Below are 23,356 nucleotides of genomic sequence, written 5' to 3'. Positions count from 1 at the left end.
GCCCTAACCTCCATTTCATCTTTAATTGTAACGGGTCTTCGTATTAAAATAATTGACGAATATCAATTTTTGGCAAAAAAAAACGTTAAGTCCAAAAAATTGAACTTAACGTCACAACTCATTTCTGTTTTGCAGCCCCAGTTGCCTTTTTATCAGCGGTATCTGCATCCTTTGGTTTATCTGGGAAAGTGATGGTAAAAGTCGTCCCCACATCAGGTTTGCTTTGTACTTGAATCGTACCTTTATGTTGTTCCACTAAGGAGTGTACGATTGCTAAGCCCAATCCCGACTCACCATACTTCGTATTTTTACGAGACGGGTCAGCCTTATAGTAACGTTCCCAAATGTTACGAACCTGTTCAGCTGTCATGCCGATGCCTGAATCTTTCACGATAAACATAGTACTTTCAAAGTCTTTCTTAGCTGTGATATCAATCGTACCCTTATCCGTAAATTGAATGGCATTTTGCACGATATTAAACATAATTTGAATAAAGCGGTCATAGTCCGCATAAGTCGTGAGTGTTTCCGGCCCATGAATCACCAAACGATCACCGGCAGTAGCTGCCTTTTTAGTCAATTGCTCCACAATATTATGCAATGCCTTAATCGCATCAAATTCCCGTTCATGCAATGGAATCTGACCGGTCCGAATTTTTTCATAATCTAAGTTCTCATTGACTAAACGAATTAATCGTTTGGTCTCGTTACGCATTAATTCAATACTTTGACCCTTAGACTCTTCAGGAATGGCATCATAAGCTAAGCCTTCCAACAAGCCATTGATCGTTGTCAGTGGCGTGCGCATTTCATGGGCAGCATCTGCCATAAACTGCCGGCGGCGATCTTCTTGGCGTTGAATTTCCACATCAGAAGCCTTTAAAGAATGAATCATCTTATTAAAGTCTACGGCTAATTCATCAATTTCGTCGCGATCTTTACTTTGTAAATGGACATCAAAATTACCTTCGGCCACTTGATGGGCTGCCGTCCGCAGTCGATTGATCCGTGAGACATAGGATCTGGCAATAAAGTAACTTAAAATTAATGCAGCAATGGATGAAATCACCACGGCTATCAATAAATTACGTTTAATCTGATCAATATTAGCCTGCACTTGGGCAACTTTAGAACTGACCATAACTGCGGCAATCATTTGATTATTATAAAACCAAGGGATAATCACAAAGGTCCGTGCCTCGCCCTTGGGTTTAGAATTACCGGTAATTTCCGGTGCATTTTGGTTGGTCTCTTGACGATAACGTTTGCCACTTTGCAATCCTGCCCAAGTAGTCTTATTCAAAGATTCGGGTGCTAAAAAAGAACTGCCGTAGACCCGCTGGTTATCACTATCATAGATCGTAAAATTCACATCTTGGTTCCGAAGCACAAATTCTAAATCTTTCAAAAAGGTTGCTTGTACATCTTTAACCTGGCCGGTTTGGGTATTGACCTGGGTGGCATCCAACTTAAGATTATCCGCATAGCCTTCCAATTGGGTCCAGGTTTGTTGAAAAGCTAAATTTCTTGAGTAACTGAAAACTGTGGCGCTGACGATTAAAATCGTGGTAAAAATAACCACAAAGAAACCCAACATCTGTTGATAAATTAACTTCATATAAACTAAACCTCGGTTGTGCTATCGATACCTGTATCATCAAACTTATAGCCCACACCCCAGACCGTTTGGATCACTTGTGCCCCAACATTATCAATTTTTTGTCGTAATTTTTTAATATGGGCATCAACAGTACGTTCATCTCCAAAATATTCATAATCCCAAACCAACTCTAATAATTTTTCTCGGGAAAAAACTTGTTTAGGGCTATTGGCCAAAGTATGCAATAAGTCGAATTCCTTTGGTGTTAAACCTTCCACTGGTTTACCATCAAAAAAAGCTTCTCTAGTTTTAGTACTTAGCTTAAAGTGTTCTGTGACCACATCAAAATCCGAAGTCGCCTGTGTTTTTTCAGTTTGGTTGCCTTCTTCATCTTCACCAATTTCCGCACGCCGATGAAGGGCCTTTAGACGGGCAATTAAAGTAATTGGGCTAAAGGGTTTGGTCACATAATCATCTGCACCTAACTCTAAACCTAACACTTGATCACTTTCAGAATCTCGAGCCGTTAACATAATTAAAGGCACAGTTTCTGAAACAGCGCGAATTTCTTTGGCAACTTGCATCCCGTCTTTACCAGGCAAATTCAAATCTAAGGTAATAATATCCCAAGATTCTGGGTCAGACTTAAACATTTCGATGCCTTCATCCCCATCATAGGCGAAGTGGGCATCCCACTTCTCCTTTTGAAAAAACATACTCATCATTTCTGAAACGGATTTATTATCTTCAATCATAAGAATTTTCATTTTTTAACTTCCTCACTCTAGATTGTATTGTCAATGATACCTTTGAAGGCCTTACAATGTATTAATTATATTATAACGCGAAAAATCCATCTTCAGAGAAAATTCGCAAAGTGTTAGGTAAAAAATCATGAATTGCTGAGCTATCTATTAAAATTGTACCCTCGTGCAATTCATGATAGCATGATATTAGTAAATAATTTGGAGGTTATTATGAAAAAATATAAAGGCGTTGTCTTTTTTGATTTAGATGGCACATTATTAAATGAACATAAAACAATTGATCCAGATGTGCAAGCTGGCTTAGCCCAACTCAAAGCCAATGGCTATTTACGTGTGATTGCCAGCGGCCGCCATGAAACTGAACTTCGAGAAATTCGCCAAGAAGCTGGGATCAATTCCTTTATCGCCCTAAATGGGAGTTATATTGAATATGACGGCCAGGCCATTTATAAGGCCCAAATTGATAAAGCTGTTGTCAAAGATGTTGTCGCTGTGGCTAAGGAACTTCAAGAAACTGTTGCGTTTTTCTCCGGACACCATACTGGTCGCTTAGGCACCACTGAGATCCTAAAAGAATCCTTTTTATATACGAAAACACCAACACCACCTTTAAACCCGACCTTTTATGAAGACTACCCCGTTTATATGATGTTAATTTTTACAAAAACCAATGATAAACGCTACATGTATCCTTTTGCAGACCAATTAACTTTTTATCGCAATACGCCTTATTCTATTGATACGGTCTTAAAGGATACATCTAAAGCTACAGGCATCAATCGTTTGCTCACCGCCATGAATTTAACCAATGTGCCAACCTATGCTTTTGGAGATGGCAATAATGATTTGCCAATGTTGGGTTTTGTCGACCACCCAATTGCTATGGGTAATGGCTTAGATACGGTTAAAGATCGCGCTGAGTATGTCACAGAAACAAACGAGCGTGGTGGCATTGTGCAAGGTTTAAAGCACTTCAATCTTATTTAATAATCCTCATACTCAAATGGACGTCATGGCAATATTTCAAGTTTGCCGTGACGTCCATTTTTTATTTTTGTAAACACTAGCTATTGCCGAATTTGACCATTGCCTTCAGCAATATATTTCGTCGAAGTTAGCGCTGTTAATCCCATTGGGCCACGGGCATGTAATTTTTGTGTCGAAATGCCAATTTCAGCGCCAAACCCAAACTCAAAACCATCCGTAAAGCGCGTAGATGCATTGACATAAACGACCGCCGCATCAATTTGTTTGGTGAATTGTTGCGAATAGGCATAGTTATTGGTAATAATCGCTTCTGAGTGTTTGGTGTTATAGCGATTAATATGGGCAATCGCTTCATCAAGGTTATCCACTACTTTGATGGCGAGAATATAATCATCATACTCTGTACCCCAGTCAGCTGCTGTGGCCGCTTCAATATCTGGTAAAATTGCCTTCGCCCGTTCATCCCCGCGTAACGTTACATTGTAAGGCGTCAAAGCGGCTTGTAATTGTGGTAAGAAATCAGCTGCAATTTCAGAATTGAGCACTAACTTTTCCATGGCATTGCAGACAGAAGGCCGTTGCGTTTTGGCATTGACAATAATGTCTAAAGCCATTTTAAAATCGGCATCTTCAGCCACATAAATGTGACAATTACCCGCGCCGGTTTCAATAACTGGCACCGTGGCCTTATCCACCACCATATTGATAAATTTGGCACTGCCTCTTGGGATCAACACATCTAAATAGTCGTTTAATTGCATCAGCTCCTGAGCCGTTTCATGCGTTGTATCACTGATCAACTGAACGGCATCAGCTGGTAAACCAACGCTGGTCAGCGCATCTCGTAAGGTATTAGCCAACACAATATTGGTGGCAATAGCTTCTTTGCCACCCCTTAAAATCACTGCATTACCTGACTTGAAAGTCAATGTCGCTGCATCCACGGTCACATTGGGTCTAGCTTCATAAATCATGCCAACAACACCAAGGGGAACGCGAACCTGTTTGATTTGCAGGCCATCTTGGGTCTGCCAGCCACTGGTCACCTGGCCGATGGGATCAGCTAAAGTTGCCACTTGCCGAATACCTGCTGCCATCGCTTGCAAACGTTCAGAGGTTAATAACAATCTATCTAACATGACTTTTTTAACTTGATTAACTTCTGCTTGGGCCATATCTTTTTGATTGGCCGCTAAAATTGCCACTTCATTTGTCGTTAGCCCTTGGGCCATGGCCAATAACGCTTCATTTTTAGTCCGCGTATCTAATTGGCTTAAAACCTGAGCAGCAGTAACGGCTTGTTGGCCAATCGTTTCTAATGATAGTGTTTTCATTAAATTACTCCTTTGTCTTTACAGCACTTTCAGGTGTAAACAAGGTTCCCACTTCTTTACCAGCAATAATATCAAAAATGATTTCCGGATTTTTACCATTAGCTAAAACCATTTTCTTATGGTCCTTCAATATACGTTTGGCCGCATTAATCTTTGTCGCCATCCCGCCAGTCCCCAGAGCAGTTCCGGGACCGCTGGCATAGCTTAGTATCTCCTTATCGATTTGATGCACTTCAGAAAGCAATACAGCTGTTTCATCCTTATGAGGATTACCCGTGTAAAAACCATCAATATCTGATAATACAATGAGTAAATCAGCATCGATAATTTCAGAGACGATGGCAGATAATTCATCATTATCACTGAAATTGGTCTTATGATCCAGTTCATCCACGGACACCGTATCATTTTCATTCACAATTGGGATCACATGACGTCGCATCATGGCATCAAAGGCATTCACCACGTTTTCATGGCTTTCCGGATAAATCATCACATCGCGAGTCAACAACACTTGAGCTACCAACTGCTGATATTCAGCAAACTCCCGGGTATAGATACCAATAAGTTTACTTTGACCAATGGCCGAAATTGCCTGTTGTTCTGGTATTGCCGTGGGTCGTTGGGCCAGATGTAACATCCCAATACCCACACCCATGGCCCCACTAGATACCAAAACGACCTCTATGCCCCGATTACATAAATCAGTCAACACAAAGGCCAGTCTGGAAATGGTGTGTAAATTCAACTTATTGTTCGATCGTACCAAGCTACTGGTACCAACTTTGACTACAACACGCTTAGGATTCAGTCGTCGCAACACTGTCAACTCCGTCTTGAAATATTAAAATTCTTTTATCTTATATAAGGCGATTTTATCAGAGTTGTCTCAGAAAAACAATTATGCGTGCTGATTTAGCCAACCGGGTTACGCACAGCTTTGCCCGTAGCGCCTAAAATAGCATCATTTAAAGCCGTAAAGGCAATATTATGCACCGAATGTTCCGTAAAAAAGGCAATATGCGGTGTGACGATCAAATTAGGCAAACTCAACATTTCTTCTAATTCAGGATTGTTTAACGGCTTATTTTGCCAATCATAATCAAAATATGGCCCTTCTCCGGCCCAAACATCTAAGGCTGCCCCAGCAATCGTCTGATTTTTTAATGCCTGTAATAAAGCTGGCGTATCCACAACACCGCCGCGAGCCGCATTGATCAAATAAGCATTTGGCCGCATTTGCTTTAAAGCAGCTGCATCAATCATATTTTGCGTGGACGTTAATAACGGCACGTGTAAGGTGATCAAATCACAGCTTTTTAAAATACGCTCAAAGGATACATATTGGGCAAACTTTTCCAGCTCAGGATCATGTACCGGATCATCAATTAGGACCTGACATCCCAAGGCATGAAATAGCTTTGCCGAAGCACTGCCAATATGGCCCGCCCCGATGACCCCTATGATAAGTTCGCCTAATTCAGGGGCCATTTTGCCTTGCCAAGTAAAGTCGTGCTTGGCCACCGCGGCATCAAATTCGTTCAGGTGCCGTAACAAGCGCATACTCTGAGCCAAGACATACTCCGCCACCGAGCGGGGAGAATAGACTGGCACATTTGTAATCGTTAGATGATTGGCTTTGGCTGCAGCCAAATCAACAAATTCATAGCCTACCGAGCGAACAGCAATTTGCTTGATCCCAAAACTGGCGATTTTAGCATATACAGCCGCATCCCCAATGGGGACGACTTGTTGAACTGACAACGCATCAAACCCTTGAACTTGATCCACATTGGCAGCCGTCAAGGGTTCTCTGGTCATGGTCAAATCCACTTCATTAATTTTGGCCCATTTTTCTAATTCAATAGATTCCTCATCAAAAACATTCGTTGCTAAAACTTTCATACGATCAGATACGCTCCCTTATTGAGGTAATTTCAAAGTTTGAAAAGCCACGACGGCCTTTTTCAATTCAGGCATGTCCTGCGTCGCTGCAATTCGGATAAAGCCATTCCCAGCAGCACCAAATGCCCGTCCGGGAATCACTAAAACATTTTTTTCTTTTAACAAATAATCACTAAACGCCACATCGTCCAGCCCGCTTTGCCGGATATCCACAAATAAATAAATGCTGCCAGCAGCAGGCTGCACCTTTAAATAAGGCACTTTGGCCAAATTTTCAGCTAAGTAATTTAAGCGGGTTGCAAAAGCCTTTTGTAAGGTGGGCATAAATTCTTGTAAATGGTTTAATGCAAATGTGCCGGCATGCTGTGACGGTGCCACTGGCGTATAACTAACCCCTTCGTTTAATAAGCCCGCGGCATCAATGATCGGCTTGGGTGCCAGCAAATAACCAATTCGAAAACCGGTCATGGCAAAAACCTTTGATAAGGAACCTGTCACAATGGTCCGTTCTGGCGCCAAACTTTCTAAAGGAATAAATTTGTTATCTCCAAACACATAAGGCCAATAAACCTCATCCGCGAAAATGTACAAATCAGCGTCTCGGGCAATCGTAACAATATCTGTCAAAGTTTGTTGATTAAATACCGCGCCGGTTGGGTTACAAGGTGAATTCACAATAATTGCCTTGGTTTTAGCCGTCACTGCAGCTTTTAACTCCGTCAAATTAGGTTGGAATCCATTTTCAGGTTTGGTCTGAACAAAAACCGGTTTACCGCCAAAAGCTTCAACTTCAACTTTATAAGATGTGAAATACGGCTCTAAAATAACCACTTCATCCCCAGGATCAATAATCGCCCCCATGGCAATAAACAGCGCATGGGAAGCACCAGCTGTGGCCCGAACATTGGTCAAGTCGTAATCCAAATTAAAATAATCCTTGTGGAACTTTAACACGGCTTGAAGATAATCCGGATCACCTGCTGAAGCAGTGTAATGGGTGTACCCTTGTTTCATCGCCGTATAAGCTGCATCAATAATCGATCTAGCCGTAGTTTGATCAGGATCCCCAATCGACAAATCTACTACCCCGTGCATCAAGGCAGCCGTTTTACCGATTTCTGCAAGAATATTTGTTTCTGGATTTTGAAATAATTTCGACAATGGTTTGACCAAAATAATGCCTCCTAAAAATTTAATCTAAGACTTGATTTGAAGGCCGACCTAAGTTCATTCGCTTTTCGAAACGACTTAAGATGGCTGATAAGATCAGGGTCAATGCAAAGTAGATAAACGATGTTAAGACTAATGGGCTGAATGGTTTGAAACTGGCCCCTTGAACCACACCAGTTTGGAACATCAATTCACCTACCCCAATGACACTGACGATGGCTGATTCCTTTAACAAGGAAATAAATTCATTCCCTAAAGCCGGCAAGATCGTTCTAACCGCTTGCGGTAAAACAACAAACCGGGTGGTATCTTTGGACGTGATCCCTAAAGAGCGTGCAGCTTCCGTCTGACCGATGGGCACGGAGTTGATCCCGGAACGAATAATTTCTGAAACATAGGCCCCAGAGTTTAATGACAAAGCAATGGCTGCTGATACAAAGGCTGATAAGTCTAAGCCCATAATCTGCGTCCCAAAGTAAATCATGAATACCTGAACCAATAATGGCGTACCCCGGAAATATTCAATATAAATAACCGCAATCCAATGGATCAAGAAATTTTTAGCCCGTTTCATTAAAGCTAGAATAGTTCCTAAAACGGTCCCAAACAAGACCCCTAGAATTGTTAAGGCGATTGTGATTCCGGTCCCCTTAACAAAGTAGCTGCCATATTCTTCAAAGAAACTGGTATTACTAAACATTTGCTTTTGGGCATTTTTGATATAACCGGCTAATAATTTATCTTTTTTAATAGTCGTAATCGACTTATTAACCTGCGCTGTTAAAGCAGGCGCATCTTTAGGTAAAGCCACGGCAGTTTGTTTGGTGGCATTAGCGAATTTGACGCTCTTAACGATACCTAAGGCAGAGTCTTGTTCAACATAAGCATCTGCAACTGGTTTTTCAATAACGATGGCATCAATTTTCTTTTGTTGCAGATTTAAAACCAAATCCGTCATCTTTTGCAAGCTGACTACCTTGGCCCCATTTAATTCATCATGGGCCAATTGTTCTTGTGTGGTTTGTTTTTGAGCGCCAACTTTCACACCATTGAAACTTGACGTGTTGGCAAATTTTTTAACATCATTTTTACGGGTCATCACTGCTTGTTGTACCGTTAAATAAGGTTCTGAAAAAGTGACTTCTTTAGCCCGCTCCGGCGTTTCAGACATCCCCGAAATGATCATGTCAATTTTGCCAGTCTTCAATGCCCCTAATAAAGCGTCAAAGCCCATTTCTTTGATTACCAAATGAACACCCATATCTTTGGCAATTTTCTTGGCAATATCTACATCAAAACCAATAATGGTATCTTGACCATTAACAGTTTTGTGAAATTCATAAGGGGGATAATCGGCAGATAACCCCAGCACCAACGTTCCCTTTTGTTTAATTTTTGTTAAATATGGATCAGTTTTAGCCGTTGCTGCTTGAGCTTGCCCAGCTTGGCCTAAATTGCCCAAGGGCAGTATAGCTCCCAATAATAAACTTAAAACCGCAACAATAATTGCGATTGATTGCCATTTCCTTTTAAACATTTCCCATCATCCTCATAATTATTTAATTTTACCAATTATACATCAGATTAAATAATTATGCACATTCATTCGATTATTTACGATCAGTGAGAATTTTATTGCGTTTTAGACGAATGGCGCGGTGATTAAATAGATCAACAAACTATAGCAAATACTAATCAAAAGTACCAAACTTAACATGATACCTAACAACACATCCAGCTGAATTAAGAAAGCTAACCAATGAAAGTTCAACAAGTAATCTGCCACACTTAACAGCCCAACTAATACCACAATATATGGCAAGCCTAACAATGAACCCGACAAGTCAGCACGACTTAAACCGAAACCAAAAGCCGTTTCCACAAGTATTAATAAAAAAATGAATAAATGTATATTAACTGGCATATTTCGAACTAAATCGCTAATAGCTAAGCCTAGATTGTTAATATCAAATTGTTGGGTCAAACTAAAAATTAAATTAATTAAGTCCGTGAAAGTAGCTGGCAACAATACCCACAGGGCGATTAAAATAACCCCACTGCAGCCGATAATTGGCCCCAGTCCAATGAAGAAATTCCCCATGGCTTGATAAAGTGAGCGTTTATTATACGTATGGGTCACGTGTCCCAGCGTGATATCTTGGCCACTGGGATGCAATTCCATTAATTTCATATCGGTTATTTTGTGTCGAAAAAGTAACGCTAAGCCCGCATGACTTAATTCGTGGATCCACAGCCCTAAAAAGCCAAATACCAAAGCACCCCGAATGCCAAAAGCCGCCCCTAAGCGAATTTTGTCCCGGTCCAATAACCACTGCAGTATTAATGCAAACCCATAAGTTAAGCCAAACAGACCAATGATTGCGAATAAATAGGGTTTAAAGGCCATCTAATGTATCCCCATTTATGCTGCAGCCACAGCTGTTGCTTCTTTTGGTTCTTGGACCAAAGCATCATAAAATGCCGCAATCGTGCCTTGGTAATAGGGATAGACCCAAAAAAGCGGAATCCCCAAACCAATAAAACCTAAAATAAACCAACCAATGAAACTCAAATCTAATAAGAACAATTGCCACTTGTGGCCCTTCATCAAGGCCTTACTGGCACTGATAGTCTGCAAAAAGCTCAAGTCTTCATCATAGCGATCTTTATAGATAAAATAGGTCATGCGATAAGCATAGCTCATGATGATGCCAGGAATAATTAACAGTAAAGTCCATAGCGAAGTGAAAACATTGATCAATAATCCCAATACCAATAAACGGCCAATATATTTCCCGGTAAAACCTTGAAATGCTGATTTAAAGGGATGTTCTGGTACGGCATCTTTTTGGCGGAGCCAGTCTAAGAAAGTAAATTGAATCCCGCTAAACATCAATACCCCAATCAAGTTGGTCACTAACCCACGGCCCATCTGGCCCGTAAATTGCCAAGTCCCGCCATTTAGACTTTGCTGAACATCTTGAACAGAACGGGGCGCATCGTTTAATAACTGATTGCCAGCGTAAACTAAAACTGACATTAAGATAATAACGGCCAACAGAATAATAATTGAAGCTAAGGTCGACAATAAGGCAGGTACAAAAGTCACTTGAACGGCGGTCACCCAGTTGTCTTTAAAAGTCGCTTTAACTTGGCGTTTTAGAGCACCAATTGAAATTTTCATAAAAAGTATCTCCTTCATCTGTTTTATTTACATTGATTTTAACATACGATTTATGAAATGCGTAACGATTCTGTACACTGTGCTACATAAAGCTATTTGATAAAAATGACAACATAAATACCAAAAAAGACCAAAGACATTATCATCTAGCTTGTCTTTGGCCTTAGGAATCAAACATACATATTAAAATTCTTCATAATAGGCTGGATCTTGATCACGAATTCGACCATCTGGCTTAGAAATGGCATTAATCGTTGCCATATCTTCGGTAGATAATTCAAAATCAAAAATATTAAGATTTTGGCGTTGCCGTGCCACATGGGTCGACTTAGGAATTGGCAATACGCCTAATTGTGTCTGCCAACGTAAAATAATTTGACCAGCGGAGCGATGATATTTTTCAGCCAAAGCCACAATTTCAGGGTGTTTCAAAACATTATTGCTAGTGGAACGCCCCAGTGGACTCCACGCTTGCGTCAAAATATGATGTTCCGTATCAAACTTGCGTTGGTCTGCTTGATTAAAGTAAGGATGTAATTCCACTTGATTAATAACGGGCATAACCCCAGTTTCTTTTTCAAGTCGTTCCAAGTGCGCTGGCAAGAAATTCGACACACCAATGGAACGGATCAACCCAAATTTTTGGGCCGCAATCAACGCCTGCCAAGCTTCCACATATAAGTCCGTCTTTGGATTGGGCCAATGAATCAAATATAAATCAAAATAATCTAAGCCGCTGCGGTAAAGTGATTCTTCAATCGTGGCGATGGCATCATCATAATGTTGACGCCGACCAGGCAGCTTAGAGGATACTAAAATCTTTTCCCGGGGGACACTGCTACGAGCAATGGCTTGACCCACGGTACCTTCATTTTCATAATTCACCGCGGTATCTAAAAGACGATACCCCACATCCAACGCTGATGTAATCGCATTTACACCTTGGGCGCCATTTAACTTGTAGGTACCAAAACCAACTTTTGGTACAACTAAACCATCAGATAATGTATAAGTTTCTGTCATCAAAATCATGCTCCTTTATGGTTTTTTTCTTTAGATTTGGCAGTCTCAGCCGTTTGAACTGCCAAGAGCGCTGCTCTTAAATCAGGATCACAGGCATAAAGATACAGGCCCTTACGCCCGCGCTTGAGCAAAACGTTGACTGAATTCATAATAATTTGTGCCTTTGCGCTGGCCAAGTCAGAGATATCATGCCGATTCTTGAAAGCTTCAAAATCCTGATACGCCTCAACTTTTACCACAACACGCTGGGTTTTGGGATCAAAGGTCACGCTAGGCCCCAAAATAACCCCCGCGTAATTCAAATCAAAACCCTGAATAGTATAAATCGACCCGACTTCATGAATCGTGCTGGGCCGCATTGCCCACGGTATATCTGAATCACTAATTTTATCCCAAGGTAATCGCAAAGAACCTGCCGTCACAAACCAATCTTGATTATCTAACTTGTAAGGAAAATCAGCCGTGGCAATCATTCGAGACAGGCCAACTTGTTGATCACGCTTAACCAATTGCTGATAAAGCGGTACCCCATCGGCAAAAATACGGAAGTCAAAATTGGGCATATCTACTTTAGGCAAAATTTGATGGTCATTGGTAAAAGCGTTGATCCATTGAATCATGGTCGGGTTATCTACCCTGAGTTGTTGCCCTAAATTAAAAATTTTATGAGGATAACGATCAATCAAATTTTGCATGGACTGAGGATTCCAATAACTCTTTAACTTTAAAACCTGTTTTAAATCCACCACCAAAATCACTACTTTACTGAGATTAATGATTTCAGCCAACTGATTTTGTTGTTCAAAGCGATTATAACGATCACTTTGGGTCAAGAGTAAATGGGCTTCGTCCACAAATACCACATCAGCTTTTTGGGCCGACTTATGATGCTGGTTGATAAACGTGGTTGGTTTTTGAAAATCTTTTTTGTGTAAATTTGGATTATCCTTGGCCAAGTACTGATAGATTTTCAACATTTCAGGGTGATTGATCAACAAATAATTCTGAGTTTGATAAAACGGTGATATTTTGTCATGGCGACTGACCTGTTGTAAGTTGGTAAATAGTTCACTAATCAAAGCACTTTTACCAGTTCCCGCATCCCCCTTTATTACAAATAAATGCGGTGTTGATTTCTTGAAATTAACAGTTACAAATTCGGTCAGTTGATCTTGAAGTTGCTTTTGCTCTGCGGTTAACTGGGCCTTTGAATCTAATAGAAATGTGCCTTCACTTAGCAACTAAACACCCTCTCTAAACTATGCTAAAGAATCCCAAGCCGGTAATACTGTTGCAGGCTGCGTTAATAACTTCAATGTAGCTGCTGGCACGTACTGCTTATTAACGACAACTTCATAGACGAACTCGTTGAACCAGCCATTATTCATCACAAAGTAGCCCGCTTGGCCATTGTCTTTGCCCCAAGAGTTCTCCACACGCCATTTCGTTGGCTGATCATGGATTAAATCAACCCCGGTTAAAGTCATGGCATGGGAGACTGAAGCTTCATGGTATTGTAAACGCTGGGCTTTGGTCATGGTAGACTTAACGTCAAATAAAGCATCAGTTTCATATAAATGATTGTCTAATAAACCTTCTTTTCGATGCATTTGTTCTAAGACATCATTTCCAAACCAAACTGTTTCACCCGCTTTTAGCTGCGCAATCGTACCCTTTATTAAAATTGGCATGGCAACATTCACGAATTCGATTGGCTTACCACCAACAATATTATTTTGCGATGGTAACGTATACCGTTTGTTCAACGCCTTGTCCGGTGAATTGGTCAAGACGACATAGTCGTCTAAGTTCATCGTAAAATACTTATCCCGAAATTGTTGGGGGGTTAAATTTTCATCAAGATGATACTGCTGGTCATCATCGCGATATTCTAAATCAAAGGTTTGGGTAGGTTCGCCCACGGCAATAACCGTCATCCGATAGATAGCCGCTAACAAAGCTTGTTTTTTGGCAGCTAATGCTGAATCAGTCGCGCCAGTTTGGGCCAATTGCCGTAATTCAATGGCATCATGACGTAATTGTTTATTCAAAGCCGCCGCAAATCCAGCAGTATCATTAGTATTAAAAGTTTCTGGCATGGCATAACTTGGCACCAGACCATATTTTTGAACCAAAGCTGCCGCCATGGCCCATTGCCCACCATCAGAGCCAGGGCCGGCCAAATAAAAAGCAACTTGACGATCATCTACGGGTAAGCCAGCGGTCTCAATCATGTGATCATAAAAGATATTAGCTCGCTCGATCTTATCCCAGAAATAAAGATACGCTTGGGATAATTCAAAGTCTTTGACGTTATAGCGCGTGGCAAAATCGTGCCGCAACGTATTTAATAAAGAAAACAACCAGCAGCGACCACTATGCTTTTGATTGGTCACAGCGCCAGTTTTAACTTCTATAGAGAAAGTCCGATTTAACTTTGCCTTCACATCAGCATTAAAGCTGGCATCCAAGACCCCGGTTCGCACTGCTGCCCGCTTAGCAATTTCATTTTGGGGGGTAAACCCCTGAGAAATTTGGGCAATTGTCTTAAAATCTAATGGTTCCATGAGCCACCTCCTAGTATGCGTCATCACCGTATAGCTTTAATTGTAAGATTTATCAGCTATAATTTCAAAGAAATTATTTAAACGCTGATTTCTAGCAATTAAAAGCACATTTGTTGACTTTTTTTGATAATCATGGATAATAGAATACATAAGCATATATTTATAATTATTATAACAAAAATAAATTAGAGGCTCCTACATGGACACAGGCTGCTGTACAGAAACGTTGCGAAACGCCAATGTATAAGACAGAGATAGTCGAACGAAGGCTAGCTCCCAAGCAGCTAAAGTGTGTACCACTTTTACGACGTGTAGTGCTGAAATTAGAGTAATCTAGTTCAGACGAGCTGTATTTAAAATACGCTCGTTTTTTTTCGTGGGAGGCTCTCTTTGGAATAGGAGGGCATCAATTATGCTTTTAAACACTAACTATCGCCAAATGGCCAACAGTCCAATTCAACAAGTACTAGCCAAATTTAATTCCAGTTTTGGGGGTATCTCCAGCCAAAAAGTCCCCCATCATCGCCAAAAGTATGGCACCAATCAATTGCAACAACACCAGCAAACCACCTGGTTGCAACACTTATCCAAAGCTTTTATCACCCCATTTACAGCTATTTTAGCTTTATTGGGCATTATTGCATTCTTAACCGATTTTCTTTGGGCCGATGCTGGTGCCAAGAGTCTCATAAGTACCATTATTATTAGCGTCATGATTCTTGCCAGTGGAACGATGTCTTTGATCCAAACCATCAGATCTAATCATGCCAGTCAGAAATTACAAACCTATGTCCAGGTTTTCGCCACGGTTGTCCGTGGCGGGCTTCAACAAGAAATTCCCTTACAAGATGTGGTTTGTGGTGATGTGGTCCAACTAGCAGCAGGGGACCTCATTCCGGCAGACCTGCGTCTCATTGAGACCCGGGATCTACACGTGGCGCAAAGTGCCTTGACGGGTGAGAGTTACCCTGTGGTCAAGTACGCCACCACCCACCAACCAGGGGTAGATAGCCTGACTGACTATCAAACCTTAGCTTTTATGGGCAGTAATGTGGTCAGTGGGACCGCTTTGGGGCTAGTCATCGCTACCGGGGAGCAAACCCAATTTGGGACGATCGCCAAAAACACCACCACGCACCCTGGAGTTCAAACCAGTTTTGATCTGGGTATTCATAAAACAGCTTGGCTGTTAATTCGTTTCATGGCCGTTATGGCCCCGGCAGTTTTCTTATTGAATGGTCTGACCAAGGGTAATTGGCTGCAAGCCCTCTTATTTGGTCTTTCCATGGCCGTGGGCTTAACACCGGAAATGTTGCCGGTCATTGTCACCGCCAACTTGCAAAGAGGTGCCTTAAAAATGGCCCAAGAAGGTACCGTTGTTAAAAATATCAATGCTATTCAAAACTTTGGCGCCATGGACATTCTTTGCACCGATAAAACCGGGACGTTAACCCAGGACAAAATTGCCTTAAGTGCCCATTTAGATTCAGCGGGCCGCTCCAGCGAAATGGTCTTACGGTTGGGGTATTTAAACAGTTTTTTTCAAACGGGCCTGGATAATGAAATGGATCAAGCCATCATTGCTGCAGCCCAAACTAAATTAGCTATCAATCCAAAGGACTATACTAAAATTGATGAACTGCCCTTTGACTTTACCCGGCGCAAGCTAAGCACGATCGTTAAGTTGCCGGACCAGACAACGGTTTTGATCACCAAAGGCGCCATTGAAGAAATGCTAACCATTTCTGCCTTTGTGCGAGATGCAGCGGGTAATGATCTGCCCCTCACTGCTGCCAAAAAGCACGAGCTTTTGCAAGCCAGCAAAAAGTTAAATCAACAGGGCTTACGGGTTTTAGGGTTAGGCATCAAGGTTGAGCCAAAACCAGTCACTGGCGATCATTTAAGCGTTCAGGATGAAAGTGATCTGATATTTGTGGGTAGCCTAGCCTTTGCGGATGCGTTAAAACCCAGTGCCACCCGTGCAGTGAAACAGCTGCAACGGCATGGCGTTCAGGTCAAAATAATTACCGGCGATAACGCCCCAGTCACTGCAGCACTTTGGCAAAAAATGGGTCAGCCCCAATCCGACATCATCACCGGGGCTATGTTAGCCGATATGTCTCCTGAACAGATCACTGCCGTCGTTAAAAGCCACGACCTGTTTGTTAAAATCGCCCCAGAGCAAAAACGCCAAATTGTGGCAGCATTGCGAGATAAAGATCACGTGGTGGGCTTTTTGGGGGATGGTATCAATGATGCCAGTGCCATGACTCAAGCCGATGTGGGTGTCTCGGTGGACTCTGCGGTTGCCATTGCGAAGGAATCGGCGGATATTATCCTGCGGCATAAGGACCTGCAGGTTTTAGAACAAGGTGTGCTTTGGGGGCGGCAGACCTTTGGCAATATTATGAAATATATTAAAGCGACTTGTTCTTCAAACTTTGGCAATATGTTTTCAGTCTTACTTGCGGGTGCTTTTCTACCTTTCCTACCCATGCAGCCGCTACAGTTATTGCTTTTGAATCTTATTTATGATCTGTCTTGTCTATCGATCATTTGGGATCGCATGGATTCAGCGTATTTACGCCGACCCAAACGCTGGGAAGCCAAATCCATTGGCCGCTTTATGGCTGCATTTGGTCCTACCAGCTCTATCTTTGATGTGACCACTTACTTGCTGATGTTTTTCCTCATTGGCCCCGCCGTCTTAGGAGGACTCTTCGCCCAACTATCCGGTAGTGCTGGGGTTGAATTTGTTCGTTTGTTTAACACGGGTTGGTTTGTGGAATCCTTGTGGACCCAAACCTTAGTGCTTCATGCCTTACGAACTGAAAAAATTCCCTTTATTCAAAGTCGGGCCAGTTTGAGTATGACCGTCATTACCAGTCTAGCCGTTTGTTTTGGGTCACTCCTGCCTTATACTGGCCTTGGTGCCCAATTAGGGCTAGTTCCCCTGCCCCTTAGCTTTTGGCCGTGGCTGTTGGCAACCTTAGGGCTCTACTTGCTGGTGGTCACGATCACGAAAAAATACTTTATCAAGCAAAATGGCAATTTGTTGTAATAACCCGAACAAATCATGGTTAAATTAGGCACTTCAACCCAAGTACTGGTGTTTTTGTCCGTTCCATGTTATTATATATATTGCACATTTCGGGGGTGTTTATGGCTTCGACATGCGTAGGTGAGCGTGGATCGCGGTTCGTAGGTTACGTCTACGTAAAAACGTTACAGTTAAATATAACTGCTAAAAACGAAAATTCTTACGCTTTAGCTGCCTAAAAGTAGCCTAGCGTGATCCTGCCAACTTCTCCCAAGGGTTGGATTTTGGGTCTCAAATTAATTGGGATTACGTTATTTACCGCCACTTGAAGTAAATAAAAGAGATTAGCAAGTTAGCCATTGTGTGTTAGCCCTGATAGGCGGCGCGTCACTTTGGCGAAATTTTAAATAGTCTAGCTATGATCGTAGAAGTCTGCGTGGCAATGCGTATGGACAGGGGTTCAAATCCCCTCACCTCCACTAATAGCTTTTAAGTCTTACTAGAAACGTCTCAATTACTGTTAAATCAGTGTTTGAGACGTTTTTTATTTTTGGTTGACACACTTGCTTTAAAATCCCCTCTGTTACGCCAACAACTCAGTTTTTTGAAAAGTTTTCTTGGCAGCTTTCCTGAAAATTGATAAGCTAAGACTATCACAGTAATTTATTACTGCGTAATTTTCGGAGGCGCACCTATGGATAAAAATAAAGCAACAAAGTCTTTAAGTTTCTTAGCTATCATTCTATTGATCTTTATCGGTTTAAATATGCGGACGAGCTTAACCATCATCCCACCCATCCTCAGTAATATTCAAAAAAGCCTCAATTTACCGGGGTGGTTCTTAGGCAGTCTGACAACTATTCCCCTTTTGTGCTTTGCGTTAGTATCACCATTTGTCGACCTTTGGCGTCAAAAAATTGGCTTGCTGCGCGTCTTGATTTTAGGTTTAATTTTACTAACCGTTGGCTCCTTTTTAAGAATCTATAGCTTTACCAGTCTCTTGATTGGGACATTACTATTAGGGGCAGGTATCGCTGTACTCAATGTATTGGCGCCAGCCGTGGTGGCCACTTATTTCCCCACTAAAATCGGCTTGATGACCAGTGTGTATTCTTTGGCCATGTCCATTTTTAGTGCTTTATCCGCCGGTTTCAGTGCCCCGCTAGCCGGTAAAATTGGTTGGCAGCCCATGGTCCAATTTCTAGCCATCTTTCCGGCCATCACTTGTTTTATTACGCTGGGTTTAACCCATCAAAAACCCCAACAACAACGGGTCAGAGCCCAAACCGAGCTTGAGCCCATCCGTAATGTCTGGACCATCCCCAGCGCCTGGTTTCTAACGGGCTATATGGGGATTCAATCTTTGTTGTTCTATACGATTTTAACTTGGCTGCCATCAATTATGATGGCCCATGGCATTAGTCAAAATAATGCCAGTTTATTACTGGGGGCTTTCCAACTAGCCGGGGTCCCCATGGCCTTTATCATTCCAAATATCGCCGGCCATCGAACCAAACAAAGCGGGTTGATGCTAGTCACGGCAACCGCCTACGTCTTAGGTTTCATCGTGTTACTATCGCCAGAACTGCCAATTTGGCTGGCAATCTGCAGCTGTATTTTCCTTGGCGTCAGCACTAATTCATCATTTAACTTATCCATGATATTATTTCCTTTGAAAACGGAAAGTCTTGAAGAGACCGTGGCAATTTCTGGGATGGTCCAATCCATGGGCTACTTGATCGCCGCAGCCGGTCCTTTTGCAGCGGGGATGATTTTTAATGGTATTCATAGTTGGAACCTTATCTTGATCCTCTTGATCCTGATGGTTTTGATTCAAACCATCTGTGGTTTATTGGTAGATCGCAAAGCTAAAATTTTCCATTAAAAAAAGCCCTTACTGGGCTAATCCTGTGAATCGGTTTTAAGTCGGCTTTCTAAAATACGTAAATAATGCCGTAGCACCTGTAAGGTCATGAGACAATATGTTAAGGTAAACTCACCAATGAGCAACGCGACGATTGCTAAGATTGACAAGGCTGGTATGCTCAAAGATTGTCCAAAGAAAAATACCAGCACCGCTATAATATCCACTAGCCCATATAAATTATAATGTAAACTGTAATTTGCCAGTTTCACTTTAGTAACGGACCCAGCAGCAATTTCCTTAGCAATATTGCGTTGGTTGGCGGTAAGGGATTGCATCGGGGCATTGGTTAATTGGGTAATTTGCTGATTTAAGTTGATGATTACTTCAGCAGCTTTGCGATCCTTTATGTGGTACATTAAAAAGCCGTGATAGCCTAGCAAAATTAAAAAAATGACTGCATATAAAAGCGGGTTCATAACAACGATATCCTCCAAAATTATAGTTAAACTTTCCCCATCTGTGTTTTGATACGAATTCAGCCTGTTTTAAATGGAACATCCTTTTGAATTATAGCATTGCTGCCTGCAAAAAGGAAAAAAATTCACAAAAGCAAGACCGCTTCAAAATACGTTTTAAAAATTCTTAATTAATTCCTAATAAAAATTTATAGCCTCTTAAGATTTTATTTTAACTTTTCATGATAATTTTAAGGTTGTAATTGTAATTGATACCAGCCCACGTAGCGGAAAATGCGTGGGTTCTTTTTTGTCCCCACAATTAATGACCTTGTTTGGCTAACCACTTGGTGACTTTACGTTTTAATAACGCCTGTACTTGTTCATCGGTGGTATCGAGTTTATACAAAATGGCCAGGGTCACCAACAACACATCCACCAACTCTTCTTGAACATCTGCGATTTGCTTACCTTTATAACCATTGCCTGAGATGGCTTGGGCTGACAAAAAAGCCTGGGCCGCCTCCCCAACTTCTTCAGATAACTTTAAAAATTGTTGCTCTGGTGTTTTAGGTTCTTTGGTTGCGGCCTGTTTGATTTGGGCTAAAATATCGGACATTTTTTTACTCCAATCTACTGACAATAAGGGAGCCAACCCGCATATTCTTGCCTACGGTTAGCTCCCTTAATTGTTTTAATGTCTAATTATGCTGGAAAGCGATTGACTAAGCGATTATATTCATCATTTGAAATTGGTAAGATCGACCCATGTCGTGCCCCGTCGGGAATAGAATAATCACCACGGCCAAGCTTGGTGAAGTTACCACTACTTGGATCACTGGAAACAACTGGTTCATACCCATCGTCCTCATAGTGATCAAGCATTAAGACCCACTCGTTTTTATTGTAAAGTTTATACATCTCGGGGCCTTCAACATAAGCCATTTGATTCAAAAGTGGCGTATTAATCGGCGTACTGTTGACATCACTTAAATTCGGTACAATATCTTCGTAGACATGTTTGTCCGTTTCATTTTTAGTAAAGCGAATATAGTGATCGTTTTGCTGGAAGAGCGTTAAATCAGTAAGACTGGATGAATCCGACGTGAAATACGGTGTTGGCGTCGTATAAGTATCCAAATCTGAAGTTTGTGAAGTCCAAATACCCAACTTAGAATAGTTGTCATCAGGAATAGTCTGCGCCCAATAAATCATATATTTACCGGTATCTGGATCCCAAGTCATTTCTGGTGCCCAAGTACAGCCAACATAAGGGGCACTAATGGTAGACATGTGGTAACCCCAGCCCAAAAGATCTGGACTGTCCATGACTAAAATAGACCGGCTCCAGTTCTCACGGTTTTGGTAGTCCTGCGCAGTGGCAACAATGTCAAAGCCTTGATTATCTTGCCGACGCATGATGTATGGATCCCGAATGGCAAAGTCCGGCATGGGAATAGCCGGTTGCCCATGGTTTAGTTCCGTAAAATGCAGGCCATCTTGACTCACCGCAAAATACAATTGCTGATCATTAGGCCGGTACTTTAAAGATTTAAAATAAACAAATAAGTAGTGATCATACGCCGGTTGGGTATTATTAGCGGCTGCTTGGGCCTGCCCACCAAAGGCTAAACCAATCACGCTGGCTATCGCAATGGCTAAGCAACCCATTAAATACTTTAATTTCTTATTCATCAAAAAGTCTCCCCAAATTAATGACATGATTGTCTCCCAATGCTGCTACGCATCTTGATAATTGACTCATGAAAAGTATATAACAATTTTCGTGAATATTTTCAATAATTCCACTTTGTATCTAAAATGTAAAATACATTGCAAACAGATTAAATTACAAGCAGGTTGTTGAATTAGCACCACGAATTTCAGAAACCTGTTTTTGTAAATTCGCCGCAAATTATTGCCCCGGTTATAACATCAATGCAAGCTCAACTATCAAACTTGTAACATCTATTGTATCTAGAAATTGAAGTCGATAAACTTAAATTATCTTCAAAATAAACCCAACGAGGATCGCTGGATATGGTGAAAAACATCTATAAATTGGCTTTAAGTTTGCTAATCGGCTTAATCTTATTCATCGGTGGCATTAAAATTTGCGACCATTTCACAACGACAGGCACAATCTATTACACGCAAGTCAAGACCAAAGGCGAGCAACATCAAGAAAAAAGCGCTGCTGGCGTGACTTATACTAGTTATCACTACACTTTAAATGGCTATGATCAAAACGGTAAGGCCAAGTCATTGCAATTGACCAGTTTTAAAGCACGTCCACTTAAACAGAATAGCTATTTAAAAGTTACTTATGATAAACAAGGCGGCAATAATACGCAATTTGAAGCACTCAATGTCCACGATGTCCCAGAGAAAGTCCGACTAAAACTAAAGATTGTCAATAAATAAAACGTTTCCCAAATTTTACGATTACTTTAGCAATTCTTCACAAATCAGTCACAATTTTTGCCTATAATTAGATGTGTTGAATGGTTGAGCTTGGCATCAATCTTTCAACCCTCTAAGTGGCCCTACATCGACCTAAGACATAAAACCAAAATGAGCTGTAGGCTTCGGTAACTGGACAATGATCATCATCTTTGATGTAGTCTGAAGCGAATTCGACTTTCGCCAGCTCGATATGTATACCATCGACTCTCGGGATGTTGTTAAATCAGCGTCACGAGATTTTTTTATGATTTATCTAAAATAAAAAAGTCCTTCCCTAACATAACTAGGTCAAAATAGACCGAGAAACGGCACTATCAATGAACGGACTTTAAATATTTTTCTTAGAATTTTTATTCTTTTCCACTATTTTTCTGACGACCTCAAGAAACTTATCATCCTTTTTTTGCTCTTCAGCAGTGAGCTAGCGGTCTTTTTTATAACCTCACCACGCCCATCTTTTGTCTAAAAATGATTGATATTTACCCACTTATCCAACTCCTCTAAAATTTCGTCATCAAAATTAAAAACAAGATGAACACAAAAATCGCGTAATAGGTCAGAAAGCTTAAAATCACACCTACAGGATTGTTCAGATTAAAGCCCAAATTAGGCAAACCAGCTTTATGTACTGGCGTGGTCAGACGGCGAATCAGCCGATGGGCGATGAGATAGCCCAATACCACTAAAATCAGAAAAATAACGCCAATCACAGTTGTTGTCCACAGTACCCAGCTGGGATATATAAAAGTCAACACCACTGTAATCACCGAAATAATCGCCGCAATGATCACACAAGCCTCATAAATTCGTACTTGTGTTAATCCTGTTTGGGGTTGTTTATCAGAATTCTTCACGAAACCCACTTCCCTTGCCCATTAGTTACCTTTATTTTACCATTTTCAAGAAAGTTTTCATAAAAAAATCCCGCATAACGGGATTTCAGATTGAAGACAAACTATACTTTTTCGTTAAAGTTGTAGTTTGTCTTTTT

Annotated in this window: 20 protein-coding genes, 1 other RNA gene and 1 riboswitch; of the genes, 5 read left to right on the top strand and 16 right to left on the bottom strand. The window is 41.3% G+C overall.

Annotated elements, in window-relative coordinates:
- Positions 1–118: 118 nt before the first annotated feature.
- Entirely contained in the window at positions 119–1,618 is a 1,500-nt protein-coding gene (locus tag FC83_RS02970; RefSeq protein ID WP_035455438.1) for a sensor histidine kinase, read from the bottom strand.
- Between the two features lie 5 nt (positions 1,619–1,623).
- The gene (locus FC83_RS02965) at positions 1,624–2,367 is read right to left on the bottom strand and encodes a response regulator transcription factor (protein ID WP_057002375.1); all 744 of its coding nucleotides are present in this window, start codon (positions 2,365–2,367) and stop codon (positions 1,624–1,626) included.
- A 210-nt stretch (positions 2,368–2,577) separates the two neighbouring features.
- Between FC83_RS02965 and FC83_RS02960 the strand changes: the two genes are divergently transcribed.
- Positions 2,578–3,354: a Cof-type HAD-IIB family hydrolase gene (locus FC83_RS02960; protein WP_035455437.1), complete on the top strand. Its 777-nt coding sequence runs from the start codon at positions 2,578–2,580 to the stop codon at positions 3,352–3,354.
- An 80-nt stretch (positions 3,355–3,434) separates the two neighbouring features.
- On the opposite strand, the gene FC83_RS02955 is transcribed toward FC83_RS02960, so the two are convergent.
- The 10 genes from FC83_RS02955 to FC83_RS02910 all read right to left on the bottom strand — a co-directional run bounded on the left by FC83_RS02955 (position 3,435) and on the right by FC83_RS02910 (position 14,537).
- Positions 3,435–4,688 carry a glutamate-5-semialdehyde dehydrogenase gene (locus FC83_RS02955; protein ID WP_035455435.1) on the bottom strand — a complete coding sequence of 418 codons (1,254 nt, stop codon included), beginning with the start codon at positions 4,686–4,688 and terminating at the stop codon, positions 3,435–3,437.
- 4 nt (positions 4,689–4,692) lie between these two features.
- Positions 4,693–5,517 carry a glutamate 5-kinase gene (gene proB / locus FC83_RS02950; RefSeq protein WP_035455434.1) on the bottom strand — a complete coding sequence of 275 codons (825 nt, stop codon included), beginning with the start codon at positions 5,515–5,517 and terminating at the stop codon, positions 4,693–4,695.
- An 86-nt stretch (positions 5,518–5,603) separates the two neighbouring features.
- Positions 5,604–6,593 carry a D-2-hydroxyacid dehydrogenase gene (locus FC83_RS02945; RefSeq protein ID WP_035455432.1) on the bottom strand — a complete coding sequence of 330 codons (990 nt, stop codon included), beginning with the start codon at positions 6,591–6,593 and terminating at the stop codon, positions 5,604–5,606.
- Between the two features lie 18 nt (positions 6,594–6,611).
- On the bottom strand, positions 6,612–7,766 hold the full coding sequence (locus FC83_RS02940; protein ID WP_035455430.1) for an aminotransferase class I/II-fold pyridoxal phosphate-dependent enzyme: 1,155 nt from the start codon (positions 7,764–7,766) through the stop codon (positions 6,612–6,614).
- Between the two features lie 19 nt (positions 7,767–7,785).
- Positions 7,786–9,300: an ABC transporter substrate-binding protein/permease gene (locus FC83_RS02935; protein WP_035455428.1), complete on the bottom strand. Its 1,515-nt coding sequence runs from the start codon at positions 9,298–9,300 to the stop codon at positions 7,786–7,788.
- Between the two features lie 105 nt (positions 9,301–9,405).
- A complete protein-coding gene (locus tag FC83_RS02930) occupies positions 9,406–10,170 on the bottom strand; it encodes a hypothetical protein (protein ID WP_035455426.1) in 765 nt (254 codons plus the stop codon).
- A gap of 15 nt (positions 10,171–10,185) precedes the next feature.
- Positions 10,186–10,947: a DUF975 family protein gene (locus tag FC83_RS02925; protein ID WP_035455424.1), complete on the bottom strand. Its 762-nt coding sequence runs from the start codon at positions 10,945–10,947 to the stop codon at positions 10,186–10,188.
- Positions 10,948–11,130: 183 nt separating this feature from the next.
- A complete protein-coding gene (locus tag FC83_RS02920) occupies positions 11,131–11,970 on the bottom strand; it encodes an aldo/keto reductase (RefSeq protein WP_235184368.1) in 840 nt (279 codons plus the stop codon).
- A gap of 5 nt (positions 11,971–11,975) precedes the next feature.
- Positions 11,976–13,211, bottom strand: coding sequence for a DUF2075 domain-containing protein (locus tag FC83_RS02915; RefSeq protein WP_057002374.1), 1,236 nt, complete (start codon positions 13,209–13,211; stop codon positions 11,976–11,978).
- An 18-nt stretch (positions 13,212–13,229) separates the two neighbouring features.
- Positions 13,230–14,537 (bottom strand): C1 family peptidase, encoded by a 1,308-nt coding sequence (locus tag FC83_RS02910; RefSeq protein WP_035455420.1) that lies wholly within the window; start codon positions 14,535–14,537, stop codon positions 13,230–13,232.
- A 169-nt stretch (positions 14,538–14,706) separates the two neighbouring features.
- Positions 14,707–14,880: riboswitch (M-box (ykoK) riboswitch) on the top strand.
- A 69-nt stretch (positions 14,881–14,949) separates the two neighbouring features.
- On the opposite strand from FC83_RS02910, the gene mgtA reads away from it, so the two are divergent.
- The 3 genes from mgtA (at position 14,950) to FC83_RS02900 (ending at position 19,462) form a co-directional block, all read left to right on the top strand.
- On the top strand, positions 14,950–17,598 hold the full coding sequence (gene mgtA / locus FC83_RS02905) for a magnesium-translocating P-type ATPase (RefSeq protein WP_057002373.1): 2,649 nt from the start codon (positions 14,950–14,952) through the stop codon (positions 17,596–17,598).
- Positions 17,599–17,689: 91 nt separating this feature from the next.
- Positions 17,690–18,059: a transfer-messenger RNA gene (gene ssrA, locus FC83_RS16840) on the top strand.
- Between the two features lie 212 nt (positions 18,060–18,271).
- Positions 18,272–19,462: a CynX/NimT family MFS transporter gene (locus tag FC83_RS02900; protein ID WP_081763190.1), complete on the top strand. Its 1,191-nt coding sequence runs from the start codon at positions 18,272–18,274 to the stop codon at positions 19,460–19,462.
- A 17-nt stretch (positions 19,463–19,479) separates the two neighbouring features.
- On the opposite strand, the gene FC83_RS02895 is transcribed toward FC83_RS02900, so the two are convergent.
- The 3 genes from FC83_RS02895 to FC83_RS02885 form a co-directional block, all read right to left on the bottom strand.
- Positions 19,480–19,920, bottom strand: coding sequence for a hypothetical protein (locus tag FC83_RS02895; protein WP_035455418.1), 441 nt, complete (start codon positions 19,918–19,920; stop codon positions 19,480–19,482).
- A gap of 301 nt (positions 19,921–20,221) precedes the next feature.
- Entirely contained in the window at positions 20,222–20,518 is a 297-nt protein-coding gene (locus FC83_RS02890; protein WP_035455416.1) for a MazG-like family protein, read from the bottom strand.
- A gap of 86 nt (positions 20,519–20,604) precedes the next feature.
- On the bottom strand, positions 20,605–21,594 hold the full coding sequence (locus FC83_RS02885) for a glycoside hydrolase family 43 protein (protein WP_057002372.1): 990 nt from the start codon (positions 21,592–21,594) through the stop codon (positions 20,605–20,607).
- Positions 21,595–21,939: 345 nt separating this feature from the next.
- Here FC83_RS02885 and FC83_RS02880 point away from each other — a divergent pair, with 345 nt between their 5' ends.
- Positions 21,940–22,323 carry a YxeA family protein gene (locus tag FC83_RS02880; RefSeq protein WP_035455412.1) on the top strand — a complete coding sequence of 128 codons (384 nt, stop codon included), beginning with the start codon at positions 21,940–21,942 and terminating at the stop codon, positions 22,321–22,323.
- 542 nt (positions 22,324–22,865) lie between these two features.
- On the opposite strand, the gene FC83_RS02875 is transcribed toward FC83_RS02880, so the two are convergent.
- Positions 22,866–23,219 carry a hypothetical protein gene (locus FC83_RS02875; RefSeq protein WP_035455411.1) on the bottom strand — a complete coding sequence of 118 codons (354 nt, stop codon included), beginning with the start codon at positions 23,217–23,219 and terminating at the stop codon, positions 22,866–22,868.
- Between the last annotated feature and the right edge of the window lie 137 nt (positions 23,220–23,356).

Source organism: Agrilactobacillus composti DSM 18527 = JCM 14202 (genome assembly GCF_001436375.1).
Taxonomy (GTDB): domain Bacteria; phylum Bacillota; class Bacilli; order Lactobacillales; family Lactobacillaceae; genus Agrilactobacillus; species Agrilactobacillus composti.
Note: the sequence above shows the minus strand (reverse complement) of the source record. Positions and strands in the feature narration are given on the sequence as shown.